This window comes from Pseudophaeobacter sp. C1-32P7 (assembly GCF_041008775.1).
Lineage (GTDB): Bacteria > Pseudomonadota > Alphaproteobacteria > Rhodobacterales > Rhodobacteraceae > Phycobacter > Phycobacter gallaeciensis_A.
The window spans coordinates 25,569-39,557 of the sequence record NZ_JAXGFR010000019.1 but is presented as its reverse complement, the minus strand read 5'-3'; the positions used below and the strand labels follow the sequence as shown (position 1 = coordinate 39,557).

General features: G+C 63.2%; 15 protein-coding genes. 14 read left to right on the top strand and 1 reads right to left on the bottom strand.

Annotated features, from left to right (window positions below; all coding sequences use genetic code 11):
- Positions 1-179 precede the first annotated feature (179 nt).
- The 8 genes from SM763_RS20115 (at position 180) to SM763_RS20080 (ending at position 4,896) form a co-directional block, all read left to right on the top strand.
- On the top strand, positions 180-1,379 hold the full coding sequence (locus SM763_RS20115) for a DUF932 domain-containing protein (protein WP_368999564.1): 1,200 nt from the start codon (positions 180-182) through the stop codon (positions 1,377-1,379).
- 93 nt (positions 1,380-1,472) lie between these two features.
- Positions 1,473-1,973, top strand: coding sequence for a hypothetical protein (locus SM763_RS20110; protein WP_368999563.1), 501 nt, complete (start codon positions 1,473-1,475; stop codon positions 1,971-1,973).
- Between the two features lie 96 nt (positions 1,974-2,069).
- On the top strand, positions 2,070-2,588 hold the full coding sequence (locus SM763_RS20105; RefSeq protein WP_368999562.1) for a DNA repair protein RadC: 519 nt from the start codon (positions 2,070-2,072) through the stop codon (positions 2,586-2,588).
- Positions 2,589-2,685: 97 nt separating this feature from the next.
- Positions 2,686-3,177: a DUF6878 family protein gene (locus SM763_RS20100; protein WP_368999561.1), complete on the top strand. Its 492-nt coding sequence runs from the start codon at positions 2,686-2,688 to the stop codon at positions 3,175-3,177.
- A gap of 10 nt (positions 3,178-3,187) precedes the next feature.
- Positions 3,188-3,565 (top strand): DUF6915 family protein, encoded by a 378-nt coding sequence (locus tag SM763_RS20095; RefSeq protein ID WP_368999560.1) that lies wholly within the window; start codon positions 3,188-3,190, stop codon positions 3,563-3,565.
- 1 nt (position 3,566) lies between these two features.
- Positions 3,567-3,764 (top strand): hypothetical protein, encoded by a 198-nt coding sequence (locus SM763_RS20090; protein WP_083194141.1) that lies wholly within the window; start codon positions 3,567-3,569, stop codon positions 3,762-3,764.
- A 75-nt stretch (positions 3,765-3,839) separates the two neighbouring features.
- Positions 3,840-4,259: a hypothetical protein gene (locus tag SM763_RS20085; RefSeq protein ID WP_368999559.1), complete on the top strand. Its 420-nt coding sequence runs from the start codon at positions 3,840-3,842 to the stop codon at positions 4,257-4,259.
- The gene (locus tag SM763_RS20080) at positions 4,252-4,896 is read left to right on the top strand and encodes a DUF8835 domain-containing pootine (RefSeq protein ID WP_368999558.1); all 645 of its coding nucleotides are present in this window, start codon (positions 4,252-4,254) and stop codon (positions 4,894-4,896) included. Before SM763_RS20085 ends, SM763_RS20080 begins: the two co-directional genes overlap by 8 nt.
- A gap of 10 nt (positions 4,897-4,906) precedes the next feature.
- Here the strand turns inward: SM763_RS20080 and SM763_RS20075 are convergent, their stop codons facing one another.
- Positions 4,907-5,203 carry a hypothetical protein gene (locus SM763_RS20075; RefSeq protein WP_368999557.1) on the bottom strand — a complete coding sequence of 99 codons (297 nt, stop codon included), beginning with the start codon at positions 5,201-5,203 and terminating at the stop codon, positions 4,907-4,909.
- A gap of 176 nt (positions 5,204-5,379) precedes the next feature.
- Between SM763_RS20075 and SM763_RS20070 the strand changes: the two genes are divergently transcribed.
- The 6 genes from SM763_RS20070 to brxF all read left to right on the top strand — a co-directional run bounded on the left by SM763_RS20070 (position 5,380) and on the right by brxF (position 13,975).
- The gene (locus SM763_RS20070; protein ID WP_368999556.1) at positions 5,380-9,756 is read left to right on the top strand and encodes a strawberry notch-like NTP hydrolase domain-containing protein; all 4,377 of its coding nucleotides are present in this window, start codon (positions 5,380-5,382) and stop codon (positions 9,754-9,756) included.
- Between the two features lie 3 nt (positions 9,757-9,759).
- On the top strand, positions 9,760-10,791 hold the full coding sequence (locus SM763_RS20065; RefSeq protein WP_368999555.1) for a DUF7146 domain-containing protein: 1,032 nt from the start codon (positions 9,760-9,762) through the stop codon (positions 10,789-10,791).
- Positions 10,792-11,156: 365 nt separating this feature from the next.
- Complete coding sequence (locus tag SM763_RS20060; protein WP_368999554.1) at positions 11,157-12,089, top strand: DUF2493 domain-containing protein; 933 nt, start codon at positions 11,157-11,159, stop codon at positions 12,087-12,089.
- An 84-nt stretch (positions 12,090-12,173) separates the two neighbouring features.
- Complete coding sequence (locus SM763_RS20055) at positions 12,174-12,440, top strand: WGR domain-containing protein (RefSeq protein WP_368999553.1); 267 nt, start codon at positions 12,174-12,176, stop codon at positions 12,438-12,440.
- Positions 12,441-12,623: 183 nt separating this feature from the next.
- Positions 12,624-13,520, top strand: coding sequence for a BrxR family helix-turn-helix transcriptional regulator (locus tag SM763_RS20050; RefSeq protein WP_368999552.1), 897 nt, complete (start codon positions 12,624-12,626; stop codon positions 13,518-13,520).
- Positions 13,517-13,975: a BREX-3 system P-loop-containing protein BrxF gene (brxF, locus tag SM763_RS20045; RefSeq protein WP_038069156.1), complete on the top strand. Its 459-nt coding sequence runs from the start codon at positions 13,517-13,519 to the stop codon at positions 13,973-13,975. Before SM763_RS20050 ends, brxF begins: the two co-directional genes overlap by 4 nt.
- Positions 13,976-13,989 lie beyond the last annotated feature (14 nt).

Genomic DNA, 13,989 nt, shown 5'->3' with positions numbered 1-13,989 from the left:
TCTCGCCATTTAGGAGAACGCAAAATACAAGGCTTCGTCATTCAGGCGGTGGTTGGATACGTTTATACCGCATCACTGTCCGCCGCCGTTCGTCTGTAGAGTGAGAGGCGTGCCGATTTCCCGGTGACGGGTTGAGGGCTGGGAGAGTGGCTCCCGGCGCCCGTCGCGGGAGATAGCTGATGGGCGTTGTGGAAGTTCTGGATCCGGTTCAGCCGGCGCGGGCTGGTGGCTGGAAAGTGGATGTAAGCCGGGGTGAGCGGAACGGGCGGGTGTCGTCCGAATGGTTCAACCGGCCGGATGACGAGCGGTATCTGTCGCTCGACGATCTCTGGGCCAATGTGAAGAGTCGCTCCGAGCGCAGCCGCAGCCGCGTGGTGCAGACGGCGGACATCCGCGTAGAGGCCGCGCGCGATAACCCCGAGCGCTTGCATCTGATGCTGCCGAAAGCGCATGAGCCGGTCGCGCCCACGCATTGGGCCTTTGGCCAGCTTTCCAGCATCGTCGGCGCGCCGGCCTCCTACCTGCGGCAGTTGCCCGCGCCGCTGGCGGGGATCAACCTGCAATACGGCCTGACCAACCACCGCGCCGAGCAGGTGAAGACTTTCGAGACGGAAGACGGCCGGACCGAACTGCGCGCCGTGACCGGTCCCGACTACGGTCGCATCCATGACTTCGAGCTTGTCGAGGCGGTGCAGCGCATCGCGGGCAATGGCACGGGCGATACGCGCTGGAAGGTGCCGGGTGTGCTCGACTGGTCGACCGGGGTCTACAACCCCGATGTCGAAATCAGTCGCGACACGACCACGCTCTACGCCTCGGACCGCGACGTCTTCTTGTTCCTGGTCGACGACCGCAATCCGATCGAAGCAGGCAAGTTATCCGACGGCTCCCCCGATCTCTATTTCCGGGGCTTCTATTGCTGGAATTCCGAGGTGGGCGCGAAGACCCTTGGTATGGCGAGCTTCTATCTGCGGGCGGTGTGCCAGAACCGCAATCTCTGGGGTGTCGAGGACTTCCAAGAGATCAAGATCCGTCACTCGAAATACGCCGCTTCGCGCTTCGCACATGAGGCCGCGCCCGCGTTGACGCGGTTTGCCAATTCCTCGCCGCAGGGGTTCGTGAACGGGATCAAGGCGGCGCGGCAGCAGATCGTGGCGCGCAGCGATGAGGACCGCACGGATTTCCTGCGTAAGCGCGGTTTCTCGAAAGCCGAATCCGGCAAGATCATCGAGAAGGTGCTGATGGAGGAAGGCCGCCCGCCCGAGAGCATCTTCGATTTCGTGCAGGGCATCACGCGGCTCGCCCGCGACAAGACTCAGCAGGATGCACGTCTCGACATGGAAGGGCGCGCCAAGAAGCTCCTCGACCGCGTTGGCTAAGGTGGCGACCGGAGGCGATATCGCCTCCGGTCTCGTTCCTGTTTCATCGATCTGCTACCGTGCCCGAAATGTTGAGGTGTTGGAAGTGCGCGCATGGAAGAAATCGATTGGTCAGATCGTGCATTTTATGATGACGGCGAATGGGTTACCTGGTCGGAAATCGACGAGCAGCTTCGCTACAAGGAGTGGGGCGCAAAATACCCGAACGCGATTAGGTCTATGATCCCATATTTTGAGGATCTCCTGTCCCTCGCGGAAAGCTACCACCTCGAGACCGGCCTTCACCTCTCTGTCTACGGCGATATCGGTGAGCTGTTTGGTGCTATCACGTATGGTATCAAGCTGAACAAGACCTATGCCCAGGGTGCTGACGGAAGACTTGGCAATGATCATGTCGAGGTCAAAACCATTACGCCATTCAAGACAAAGGATATGGTTGTGGTCGATACAAATGGGCATTTCAACAAGCTCTTGGTTGTAAAGATCAACGAGGATTTTCAGGTCTCGGGTCGGATGATCGACCGAAAAGATCTCCCAAAGCGCGAAGGGCGCTACTTGCGGGTTCGATGGAGCGATTTACCAACGCCGAAATGACCGACCCGTTCAGCGACAGAGAGTCCGAGGGGGTGGTTTGGTCTTTGACGGTTAGAAGCGGGGAGAGAGGCTCTCCGCACCGTCGGAGATATGCCCATGTTCGACCTTCCTCTCCAAACTCAGCCGGAAACACAGAAGACAGGTTTGCCGCCGAGCCTCCTGACCGTTTTTTCAGATCAAGACTTGCCGTTCGCACTCACGACGGCTTGCCATGCGCCCGCGGCTCTCATGTCCGGGCAGGCACACCCCAAGGTACTGGAGCGGTTTGCCACGCTGGCCGAGGCCATGCAGGGGGCAATCGTTCACGCCGAAGATATCACACCTGAAGACGCTCCGCGCATCCTGGCAATCCTCGATCGGGAGGGCCGCCTCGTTCTGGCCGGGGCGACCAATGATGGCGGGGTCGCATGGTGCCACCCGGTCTCGGATGCCGCCGAAGCCCGCGCCGTCGTGTCCGAGGCCAGCCAGACCCGCGCGCAGGCCATACGAGCGGCCGAGTGGCATGAACATGGCCTCGCGCGAAAGCTGCGGCACCACGCCGACGTTCTCGATGCCCGTCTTGTCGATCCGCTCTGGCGTGGCTTCGCGTCTCGCGCCCTGCAGATCGCAGCGTGACGTCCAAGAGTCAGAGAAGGGCAGGGGAGGATGTGAGCCTAGGAGGACGAGAGAGAGCCTCGGGGTTCAGAACCTTTCCCTCATTTCGGAGTTTTCAATGTCCAAGATCGAACCCACCCTGGCCGCGCCGATGGCGCCGTCCAGGATTGATTTCGCCGCCGTGCTGGCTCGACAGTCCGAGCGTGACGCGCGGATCGCAGCTTTGCGTCCGGCCAACAAGGAACGCCTCTTCGATGGCCTGTTTGCTGCGGGCATCACACATGTGACTGTCTGTTTTGATGGTTATGGCGACAGTGGTCAGGTTGAGAGCATCGTGGCCTACGCTGGCGAGACCGAGGTTGCTTTCCCCCAGACCCAGATCGCCTATGCCGCGGTGACTTGGGACGACCCGGAGGTCGAGATGCGGGCGCTCTCGCTCGAGGATGTCGTGGAGCAACTGGCCTACGACTTGCTCTCCGACACCCATGGCGGTTGGGAAAACAACGACGGGGCTTACGGCGAATTCTGCTTCGACGCGCGCGCTCGCTCCATTCACCTCGAGTTCAACGAGCGCTTCACCTCGTCCGAACTCTATACCCACGATTTCTGAGGGGGCGGCGATGGCACATCCGTATCACCACGCCCTGTCCTCGGTGAAGAAATGGGGCGGCACGGTCGACGACTACCTCGCCGTGCATTCCTGGTTTGACCAGAGCAAGGAGATCACAGCCGATTTTCGGCACCGGGCGCTGCGCCACCATGCGGAGGGCATCTTCATGGCCGAGACGATTTTCGGCCCGACCCTCACGCTCTCGACCGGGCGCGTCATCCCGACCCGCTGGGTCGGCGAGCAGCATGTTAAGGAGGACCTCGGCTTCATCCCGAGCTTCGCCGATTGGGTGAAGGCCATTCGGCCCGAGCCTTGGATGGGTCGGACCGAACGGATCGAGGCACAGGTCGATCCGTATCTCGCTTCGCCCGTAGTCGAGGTCATTTGACATGACCGATCCCACTTATCGACGTCTTGGCTTGCCGCCGGCCGCTTCGCGACTGGCAGTGGTTCGCGCGGCGGTCCGGGCGCTACACCCCGACACGCGCGCTGTTTGCAGTCTCCGGCTGGCGCGCAAGCGCTTCTACCGGCAGATGCTCTGCGCTCATGCCGCACGACAGGCGGCGGGCGACACGCCGACCGGCTGATCGTTCCCAACTACCCCTTCATCCCAATCGATCGCCCGGCCTCCTGGCCGGGTCTTCCCCATTAAGGAGGTCCCCATGGCGGATTACTTCACCCATTTCTCATGCCTGATCGACGTCGGCAGCCCCGACAAGGTCGCCCGCGCGCTCGCACTGTTTCAGGAACTTCGCGCTGCGGATCAGGACGCTGACGACCCAGATGTCGCTGGCTTCGATCTCGTGCACCAGGATGCCCCCGAGGGCAGCAGCCTCTGGATCCATGACGACGAACACGGCGATGTCGAAGCCGTCATCCGCTTCGTCTTGCGGCTCGCCGAAGACCTCGACCTCACCGGCCTTTGGGGGTTCCAGTATGCTCTGACCTGCTCCCGGCCGCGGCTCGACGCCTTTGGCGGCGGTGCGCATGCCATCGATCTCGGCGCTCGTAAATCCATCGGCTGGTCCAGCACGCAAGAATGGTTGGTCGCGGCGCTGAACGGGGAGGACGCCGATGCCTGAGATCATCTGCACCACTGTCTACCAGTTCCCCGAGCTCTCGGATGCGGCCAAAGAGAAGGCCCGATGCTGGTATCGCGACCTCGGGCCCCACGACGACTGGTGGGACGCGGTCTTTGAAGATTTCGAGCGGGTCTGCGAGATACTCGGCATCAGCCTGAAGACCACGCCCGTCCGCCTGATGGGCGGCGGGACGCGCCAAAAGCCCTGCATCTGGTTCTCCGGGTTCTGGAGTCAGGGCGACGGGGCCTGTTTCGAAGGATACTGGTCCCACGCCAAGGGCGCGGCCGCGCGCATTCGGGACTACGCGCCCACGGACGCGACGTTGCACGGCATCGCCGACCGGCTGCAGGCCATCCAGCGGCGGAACTTCTACCAGCTCGCCGCCGAGGCCAGCCACCGTGGTCGCTACTACCATGAATACACCATGTCGGTGGACATCACGCGGGACAGCGCGACCTGGCAGCCGCCGACTGAGGACGCGGAAGAAGTCGTGACCGAGGCGCTGCGTGATCTGGCCCGCTGGCTCTACCGCCAGCTTGAAGCTGAATACGACCACCTCACCTCGGACCAGGCCATCGAGGAGGGTATCATCGTCAACGCGTATACGTTCACGGAAGGAGGGCGGCGGTTCGGGTGATCCTGCCGAGTCACTTGTTCCCGTCGATCCACTTCGACATGAGCCCCTTGTCGCGGAAGCATTCGTCCGGAACGGCGCACCGTTTGATCCGGGCGAGTTTCTCAGCGAAGGCCACCTGCTTGGACGTGGGCAGCCGGTCCATGTCCGATACCGGCTTCAGCCGGGCCTGAGCCTCGATCCACGTGCTCAAAGATCGCCGGTCTTGCTGAACTTCCCAGGGCAGGAGCGTCCGGTTACGCAGGGCGAGCGACCGCGCATAGGCGATCTGCTTGGGCGTCGCGGGCAGGGCGTGCGTGGTGCTTTCCATTGGGAAACTCCCTTTCTGGCTGGTTCTGAAAATAGAACATAACAAGAACATAATCAAGCCAAGCGTCGGGAACAACTTGGTGCGAGAGGGAGAGAGGGGCCGGGAAAGATCAGGTCCGAGGCTGCCCGAGAGAGGGTGTACGGGCCTGATCCTGTCCTTCATTCCGGAGTTTCCCGATGACCCATCTTGCCCCTGTTGCGCAGGCGTCCTTGCCTGCGCCCATTGTCCCGTTGGCAGCAAATCCTGCCCCTGCGATCGTTGCTGTTGCCGAAGCGCTGCAGCCCGATCTGGCGCAAGGGCTTCAGATCGACGCGCTGCGCCTGCGCCGCGAGATGGAACATGCCTTTGGCGGTTCCGATGCGACCGGTACCTGGGACTGGAAGCTCGCCTATGAGGCGGGCGAGGTGGCGCTGATCCTCTTTCTGCGAAAGTTCGGTCGGGCGCTGCTTGCGCGTGCCGGCTCGCCTGCGGCGCTCTTGCCGATCCTCGCCAAGGTGGCAGGCCTCTTGCCCACGCACACCCGGCGGTCGGAAGAGATGGAGCGATTTCAGCAATTCAGCACGCCTTTGCCCATGGGAATCGCGGCTGTGGCGGCAGCACAGATCACGCCCCGGGACATGGTCCTCGAGCCGTCTGCCGGGACCGGGCTCCTGGCGATCCTTGCCGAGATTGCGGGCGGCAATCTTTCGCTGAACGAGTTGGCGGACACCCGCGCCGACCTTCTTCGCTTGCTGTTCCCGGGCCGACCGGTCACGGGGTTTGATGCCGCGCAGATCGATGATCATCTCGACGCCTACTCAAGCCCGAGCGTCATCCTGATGAACCCGCCCTTCTCGGCCCAAGCCAATGTCGATGGTCGGTCGACCGAGGCGACGGCCCGGCATCTGCGCTCGGCCCTCGCGCGTCTGGCCCCCGGCGGACGGCTCGTCGCCATCACCGGAGCCGGTTTCGCGCCGGATGCGCCTGCCTGGGCCGAGACCTTCGGCCGTCTGACCGAGACCGCGCGTCTGGTGTTCTCCGGCGCGGTGTCGGGCGCCGCTTTCGCCAAGCACGGCACCAGCTTCGAGACGCGGATTTCTGTCTTCGATAAATGCCGCGGCGGCGAGCCGGGCGGCATTAGCGCAGACCTGCGCCAACCCACATCCCCGGACGTGGCACATCTGATGTCCCGGGTCACTGCCGAGGTTCCGCCGCGCCTCGAACTGGAACAGGCCGTAAATGCGGGTCTGTTCCATTCTTCCCTCTTCCCGGGAAGTCCTGCCCGCGCCACTCACACAACCACCAGCCGATCGCGCGTGACCTCTGCGGCTCAAATGGCGAAACCCGAAACGCCGATTGAGGCCGAGGAACTGGACTACGCTCTCCGCGACGCCGCCGAGGACGAAGATGCCGCACGGCTGTCCGACGCGATCTACGAGACCTTCCGTCTGCAGGCTATCGACATCCCAGACGCCGCATCGCACCCGACCAAGCTTGTGCAATCGGCGGCCATGGCCTCTGTCGCACCTCCGAAACCCTCCTATCGCCCCAAGCTTCCGGCGACCATCCTGCGCGATGGCATGCTCTCCGACGCGCAGCTCGAGACCGTCATCTACGCGGGGGAGGCGCATGGCGCGCGTCTCGCGGGGTCTTGGACCGTCGATGAGACCGGAGACGTGGTCTCCGCTGCACCGGACGATGCAGCTGACGCCGTCCGCTTCCGCCGGGGTTTCTTCCTGGGCGATGGCACCGGGGCGGGCAAGGGCCGCCAGTCGGCCGGGATCCTGCTCGACAACTGGGCCCGAGGAAGACGCAAGGCGCTGTGGATCTCAAAGAGCGACAAGCTGCTGGAAGATGCGCAGCGCGACTGGTCGGCGCTCGGGCAGGAGCGCCTGCTGGTCACGCCGCTCTCGCGCTTTTCCCAAGGCCGCGACATCCCGCTTACCGAGGGCATTCTCTTCACCACCTATGCGACGCTGCGTTCGGAAGAACGAGGCGGCAAGAAATCCCGTGTCGACCAGATCGTCGACTGGCTCGGGGCAGATTTCGACGGGGTGATCCTCTTCGACGAAAGCCATGCCATGGCGAATGCGGCCGGCGGCAAAGGCGAGCGGGGCGATACCATGGCCTCGCAGCAGGGCAGGGCGGGTCTGCGCCTGCAGCACAAACTTCCGAATGCCCGCGTAGTCTATGTCTCGGCCACGGGCGCGACGACGGTCCACAACCTTGCCTATGCTCAGCGTCTCGGGCTCTGGGGCGGGGAGGATTTCCCCTTTCAGACCCGGTCGGAATTCGTGGAAGCCATTGAGGCTGGCGGGGTCGCGGCGATGGAGGTTCTGGCCCGCGACCTTCGGGCGCTTGGCCTCTACACGGCGCGGTCGCTGTCCTATGATGGTGTCGAATACGAGATGCTGGAACACGCGCTCAGCCTCGAGCAGCGCGGCATTTACGATGCCTATGCCGGGGCCTTCGCCATCATTCACAACAACCTGACCGCGGCACTGGAGGCCGCGAACATTTCCGGTGAGAGCGGCACGCTGAACCGCCAGGCGAAATCCGCTGCGCGGTCAGCCTTCGAGAGCGCCAAGCAGCGCTTCTTCGGCCATTTGCTCACCTCGATGAAGACCCCCACGCTGATCACATCCATCGATGCAGATCTGGCTGCGGGTCATGCGGCGGTCATCCAGATCGTCTCGACGGGCGAGGCACTGATGGAACGCCGCCTGTCGGAGATCCCGACTGACGAATGGAACGATATCCGCTGTGACATCACGCCCAGGGAGTATGTCCTGGACTACCTCGCCCATTCCTTCCCGGTGCAGCTCTACGAGCCTTTCACCGACAGCGAGGGCAACCTCTCGTCGCGCCCCGTCACGCGCGACGGCCAACCGGTGGAGTGCCGCGAAGCCGTCCGGCGTCGTGACGCGCTGATCGAGAAACTGGCTTCGCTTCCGCCCGTGCCGGGTGCACTCGACCAGATCGTCCAGCGCTTCGGCACCGATCTCGTGGCCGAGGTCACGGGGCGTTCAAAACGCATCGTGCGCAAGGGCGAAGGGCATTCGGCACGGCTCGTGGTGGAGAACCGGGCCGGAGCCGCGAACCTCGCGGAAACCCAAGCCTTCATGGATGACGAAAAGCGTATCCTGATCTTCTCGGATGCCGGCGGCACCGGGCGCAGCTATCACGCCGATCTCGGGGCGAAGAACCAGCGCCTGCGGGTCCACTACCTCTTGGAACCCGGCTGGAAGGCAGACGCGGCGATTCAGGGCCTCGGACGCACCAACCGAACCAACCAGGCGCAGCCGCCGCTGTTCCGGCCGGTGGCCACCGATGTCAAAGCGGAGAAGCGGTTCCTGTCGACCATTGCGCGACGTCTCGACACGCTAGGCGCTATAACGCGCGGCCAGCGCCAGACCGGCGGGCAAGGGCTGTTCCGGCCCGAAGACAACCTCGAGTCGCCTTACGCCCGCGACGCCCTGCGCCAGCTTTACCGCCGCATCTATCGCGGCGATCTGGCCGGATGTTCGCTCGGGGCTTTCGAGGATGCGACCGGGCTCAGCCTGACCGATGACAACGGGCTGAAGGATGACCTGCCGCCGATCACGACCTTCCTCAATCGCCTGCTGGCGCTGACGATCGACATGCAGGCCGTGCTGTTCGCGGGTTTCGAGGAGCTGCTCGATCAGCGAATTGAGGGCGCCATCGCCGCTGGGGTCTATGATCTCGGGCTCGAGACACTCCGTGCCGAGAGCTTCCGGGTGACCGACGCACAGGTCATCTACACCCATCCGGGCTCCGGCGCGGAAACCCAGCTGCTGACCATCGCGGAAAAGCGCCGCAACACGCCTACTTCGCTGGCCGATGCGCTCGAATGGCTGGATGACCCGCAGGCGCAGCTTCTGGTCAACAGCCGCTCGGGCCGGGCTGCTGTGCAAGTTCCCGCCACCAGTCACATGCTGGACGATGGGACCATCGAGCCGCGCCTGCGCCTGATCCGCCCGCTTGATGCCAGCACGGTCCCGGCCAAGGTCATGGAGGACACCCACTGGCTCGAGGCCGACCGCTCGGCCTTCACTGCGGCGTGGACTGCGGAACTGGCCGAGGTGCCGGAGTTCTCCGAAGCCACGCTGCACATCGTCGCAGGTCTGCTGCTGCCGATCTGGAAGCAGCTTCCCCAGGATGAAACCCGCGTCTACCGCCTTCAGACCGATGACGGGCAGCGCATCATCGGCCGCCGCGTCTCGCCTGCCTGGGTCGCGACCACGCTGGCCGCCGATGCGCCCAAGCTCTCGGCCGCGCAGGTCCATGCCCTCGTTCTGGAGGGCAAGACCGTGGTGTGCCTGTCCGAAGGGATGGAATTGCACCGCTCGCGCGTCATGGGCGCGAACCGGATCGAACTGTCGGGCTTCTCGGAGGCAGCCAAGGATCGGCTCAAGGCCGATGGCTTCTTCTCGGAGATTATCAGTTGGAAGCTTCGGCTGTTTTGCCCGACCGACGCCGATGGCATCGCGATACTGGATCGTCTGCTTGCACGTTGTCCTGTTGCAAGGCTACATGATCGCGGAGGTTGTTGACCCATGTATTCCGAGACCGAAGACCTCGTGCGCGATCTGGCAGAAAATGCCGAAGGCGTCTGTCGTGCCTACCTTCCCGCCGGACGGCGGGAAGGATCCTACTGGATCGTCGGCGATCTGCAGAACAACCCCGGCCGGTCGCTCTTCGTGCGGTTGACGGGCCCTGCGTCGGGACGAGGGGCAGCGGGCAAGTTTATGGATGGGGCCACAGGCGAGCATGGCGATCTCCTGGACATCATCCGCGCCCGGACGGGGATCACGCGCTTCCCCGACCTTCTCGCCGAGGCCCGAGCGCATCTTGGCCGTCCGCAGCCGGTCGTCCCGGATAGGCAAGAGCCGAGGAAGGCCAAGGCGCCCGGTGGCACTTCTGCGGCGGCGGCGCGCTTGTTTGCTGCCTCGAACCCGATCACAGGCACGCTTGCTGAGACCTACCTCCGTTCCCGAGGCATCACCCAATTCGGGGCGAACGGCGCCTTACGCTTCCACCCGAAGTGCTGGCATCGGGAAGAGGGGCAGACGCGGAGCATCCCCAGACCGGCGATGATCGCGGCGGTTGCCGATGGGGCAGGGGCCGTTCAGGGCGTGCATCGCACCTGGTTGGCCGCTGACGGGCAGGGGAAGGCGGCAGTGAAGCCAGAGCGTCGGGCTATGGGTCACCTCCTCGGCAATGCTGTCAGGCTGACCCCGCAGGATGACATCCTCGTCATCGGCGAAGGCATCGAGACCATGCTGTCCCTGTCCGAGGCGTTCCCAGGTCTGCCCGTCTGGGCGGCACTCTCTTCGGGTCACCTCGGGGCGGTCCTGCTGCCAGCGGGGCTGAAGCGCCTCTACATCGCGATCGATCGCGATCCGGCCGGGCATCGCGCGGCAGAGAAGTTGAGCGCCAGAGCCTCCGAGGTCGGGGTGCGCGTGCGGGTGCTGGAACCGCGGCTCGGGGATTTCAACGATGATCTTCGGGCGAACGGCAAGGACGCGCTGCGCCAGCATCTGGCAGGTCAGATCGGGCCAGAGGATCGGCATCGCCTATTGGGCTGAGCTGCATCGCGCAGGGGGGGGCTGGGAGTGCGGGGCAGGAGGCAGCATCCCAGTCGTGGCACTGGATCGTCGTCCTCACCCCATCCCGGTCCTTGCGCATCCACCCGTCAGCCCTGCGCGGCCTTCAAGAGATGGGCAGGCCGTCAAAGCGTTTGCCCCTGCAAGGTCGGCAGGGAACCTATTTCCGCCGGCGGCAAAGCCGCCTTTGCATCGCGAGACAAATAGCTTCCCTGCCGACCTCCTCCACGCTGTTCCGGCCCCGGTGAAGCCGGGGTGAAGGGGCAACCGCTCCGACGGCTCGGGTCTGCCCATGAAGGCCGCGCGGGATGACGCGCGGACGAGACAGGCCCGGAGGCAAGAAACCGATGACGATCCAGACCCACGACGACGCGTATGAACCCGCCCATAGCGCATCCCAGACCGCCCATGCGCTCGACGAGCTTCAGCTCTACGGCTATCGCCCCTTTGACGAGCCCGATCCGCGCCCGATGCCCGATGGGCAGCGCCTCGCCGTCGCCGTCGCCGACATCTTCGACGCCCTCGTCGCGACCCTGGAAGACACCCGTATGGAACCCGACCTCGAAGAGGTGCTCTGGGGCCAGGTCAACCTCTTCCACCGCGCCACGGCCCGGATCGAGCGGACGCTCGATGAGAACGAGCAGGCGCAGCGCCGCCTCCAGCGCGAGCAGGACGGCTCCGAAGTGAAGTCCGTCGAACTCGAGCGCCTGACGGCCGAAGGCCTGACTCTCGTTGAACGGCGCAACTGCATGGACATGATGCGCGATCACGCCGCCACCGAGTTCGTCCATCACACGGGATCGACCTGGCGCCCCCGCACCGGCTCGATGGTGAACCGCCAGCACATGACCGCCGCCCTGATCGACAGCCGCGACTTCCTGGCCGCCAAGCGCCGCGCCGAGACCGAGGTAATGCTTCCCGCAGGCCCCAAGGTCGCCCTCACCGGCGGGACCGATTTCAACGATCACCGCCTGATCTGGGGCAAGCTTGACCAGGTCCGGACCAAGTATCCCGACATGGTCCTCCTGCACGGTGGCAGCCCGAAGGGCGCAGAGCTCATCGCCGCCAAATGGGCCGAAGCCCGGGGCGTGACGCAGGTGGCCTTCAAGCCCGACTGGACCAAGCACGCCAAGGCCGCGCCCTTCAAGCGCAACGACGCGATGCTGGATGTGCTCCCGGTCGGGGTCCTTGTCTTCCCCGGAACCGGTATCCAGGAAAACCTCGCCGACAAGGCCAAGAAGCTTGGCATCCCGGTCATGAAGTTCGAGAAGGGGGCGTGAGCCCCCGACTTCAATCCGGGACAGAACATTGTGGAAACGTCGAAGAGCGCTTGATATTGTGGTTTGGAGAGAGGCGCCAACAACATGTTCGACATATCGCGGCAAATGGAAGTGTTCCCGACAACGGTCGATCTCAAGCGGATCGACCCGTCTCTCAACATGCGCCGCTTCTATCGAATGAGCGTTCAGCCGGACCTGTTTGGCGGCGCATGCCTTGTGCGGGAATGGGGCCGTATCGGGTTTCGAGGGCAGATGCTAATCGAACAGCACCCGGACGAGGGGCATGCTGTGACCGCCCTATTGAAGCTCGCAGCGACGAAGCATCGCCGAGGATACTTACGTTCTAGCTAGCTGATCCTTTGGGCTTTGATAGTCCAAGACCAGTCCCTGGGGTATCTACGCCTGAATGGTCGACTTCCAAGGCAACGTCTTGAAATTCGATTGATAATCTCGGTGTCACTCCCTAAGGTTGTCGCAGGCCCAGAAAATGGGCGCGCATAGTTACAATGCGCATTGGGATACCGGGAGGCCAGGGTGGATAGCGACAGGTCAGAACTGCGATGGGGAGTCGAGCAACGTCTCGAGTTCATAGAGTTCCGCTTGTTCTGGGAGGGGCATGTAAACCGGAGTGACCTCATGGATCAGTTCGGTGTCTCGGTCAACCAAGCGTCCACTGACCTGAATCGCTACATTGGCTTTGCTCCGGCGAACATGGTCTACGACAAGAGTGCGCGGACTTATGTGCGAGGCAGTGCTTTCCAACCACAATTTCTGGAACCTGATGCCAGTCGCTATCTAGCTCAGCTACGGTCCGTGGCCGAAAACATTCTTGACCGTGAAGACTCTTGGATCGCTAATCTTCCGTCCTTTGCCTCTGCGCCGACGCCGGTCCGTGGTGTTGACCCCGTGACGCTTCGGTCCGTTGTGGGAGCGATCAGGCGATCCGAAGAGATAGAGATACGATACCAGTCCCTTTCCAGTCCAGATCCGCGATGGCGTTGGATTGCGCCTCACGCGATTGCCTTCGATGGATTTCGCTGGCACGCCCGCGCGTTTTGTCGAACCGACGAGTGTTTCAAGGATTTCCTTCTTTCCCGGATGATTGAGATTCGTGGCTCGCGCGAAAGCGGGACATCGGCCGATGATGATCTCGACTGGAATTCAGAAGTCGTCCTTGAAGTGGCTCCTCATCCCGAACTGTCAGAAACGCAGGCTAAGGTCATTGCCCTCGACTACGGGATGCGTGGCGGCAGCGCGAAGATAAAGGTGCGCCGCGCGCTGCTCTATTACGCGCTGAGGCGCTTGGGATTGGATACAGATCCCGCCGCCCGGCGCCCGCAAGACCAACAGATTGTCCTGATGAACGCCCCCGAAATCGGGCACTCGACACCGAGGGTCTCGGCGCCTGTGAGCGGAGGCGTAAACGGATGATCGAGGCACTTGAACGCGTTGTTGACGATCTTGCTGTGGTGAACAGCAAACTATTGCTGCTGATAGGCGCGCCAAATTCCGGGAAAAGCGACTTGCTTCGCCAACTGGCTGGACGTCGAAAGCTGCACATCCTCAACATTGGAGCTGCCCTCGGGCGAGAACTGCTGACAATCCCGAGCCCCAGGAGACACCTTCAAGCAGCCGACCTTCTGAAAGGGTTGGCGGATGAGTTTTCGCGGGAAGGGCTTCTCCTCATGGACAATCTCGAACTCCTGTTCGATCAGGAGTTGAAGCTAAGTCCGCTCGATTTGCTCCGGCGGCATTCTCAGGCGCGACGCGTTGTTGCGGCTTGGCCGGGGACGCTCACAGACAACAGGCTGTCGTATGCAACGACAGGACATCCAGAATATCAGGACTACAGCTGTGATGGCGTGGTTCCGTTCAGAGTAAATTGAAAGGAAATCTCGAG

What these genes read in the sequence shown, in the direction of transcription:
- SM763_RS20075 (WP_368999557.1), bottom strand. Translation starts at nt 5,203, where the DNA reads ATGGAAAGCACCACGCACGCCCTGCCCGCGACGCCCAAGCAGATCGCC.
- SM763_RS20090 (WP_083194141.1), top strand. Translation starts at nt 3,567, where the DNA reads ATGACCGATCCCACTTATCGACGTCTTGGCTTGCCGCCGGCCGCTTCG.
- SM763_RS20115 (WP_368999564.1), top strand. Translation starts at nt 180, where the DNA reads ATGGGCGTTGTGGAAGTTCTGGATCCGGTTCAGCCGGCGCGGGCTGGT.
- SM763_RS20070 (WP_368999556.1), top strand. Translation starts at nt 5,380, where the DNA reads ATGACCCATCTTGCCCCTGTTGCGCAGGCGTCCTTGCCTGCGCCCATT.
- SM763_RS20110 (WP_368999563.1), top strand. Translation starts at nt 1,473, where the DNA reads ATGGAAGAAATCGATTGGTCAGATCGTGCATTTTATGATGACGGCGAA.
- SM763_RS20060 (WP_368999554.1), top strand. Translation starts at nt 11,157, where the DNA reads ATGACGATCCAGACCCACGACGACGCGTATGAACCCGCCCATAGCGCA.
- SM763_RS20065 (WP_368999555.1), top strand. Translation starts at nt 9,760, where the DNA reads ATGTATTCCGAGACCGAAGACCTCGTGCGCGATCTGGCAGAAAATGCC.
- SM763_RS20095 (WP_368999560.1), top strand. Translation starts at nt 3,188, where the DNA reads ATGGCACATCCGTATCACCACGCCCTGTCCTCGGTGAAGAAATGGGGC.
- SM763_RS20085 (WP_368999559.1), top strand. Translation starts at nt 3,840, where the DNA reads ATGGCGGATTACTTCACCCATTTCTCATGCCTGATCGACGTCGGCAGC.
- SM763_RS20055 (WP_368999553.1), top strand. Translation starts at nt 12,174, where the DNA reads ATGTTCGACATATCGCGGCAAATGGAAGTGTTCCCGACAACGGTCGAT.
- SM763_RS20105 (WP_368999562.1), top strand. Translation starts at nt 2,070, where the DNA reads ATGTTCGACCTTCCTCTCCAAACTCAGCCGGAAACACAGAAGACAGGT.
- SM763_RS20100 (WP_368999561.1), top strand. Translation starts at nt 2,686, where the DNA reads ATGTCCAAGATCGAACCCACCCTGGCCGCGCCGATGGCGCCGTCCAGG.
- brxF (WP_038069156.1), top strand. Translation starts at nt 13,517, where the DNA reads ATGATCGAGGCACTTGAACGCGTTGTTGACGATCTTGCTGTGGTGAAC.
- SM763_RS20080 (WP_368999558.1), top strand. Translation starts at nt 4,252, where the DNA reads ATGCCTGAGATCATCTGCACCACTGTCTACCAGTTCCCCGAGCTCTCG.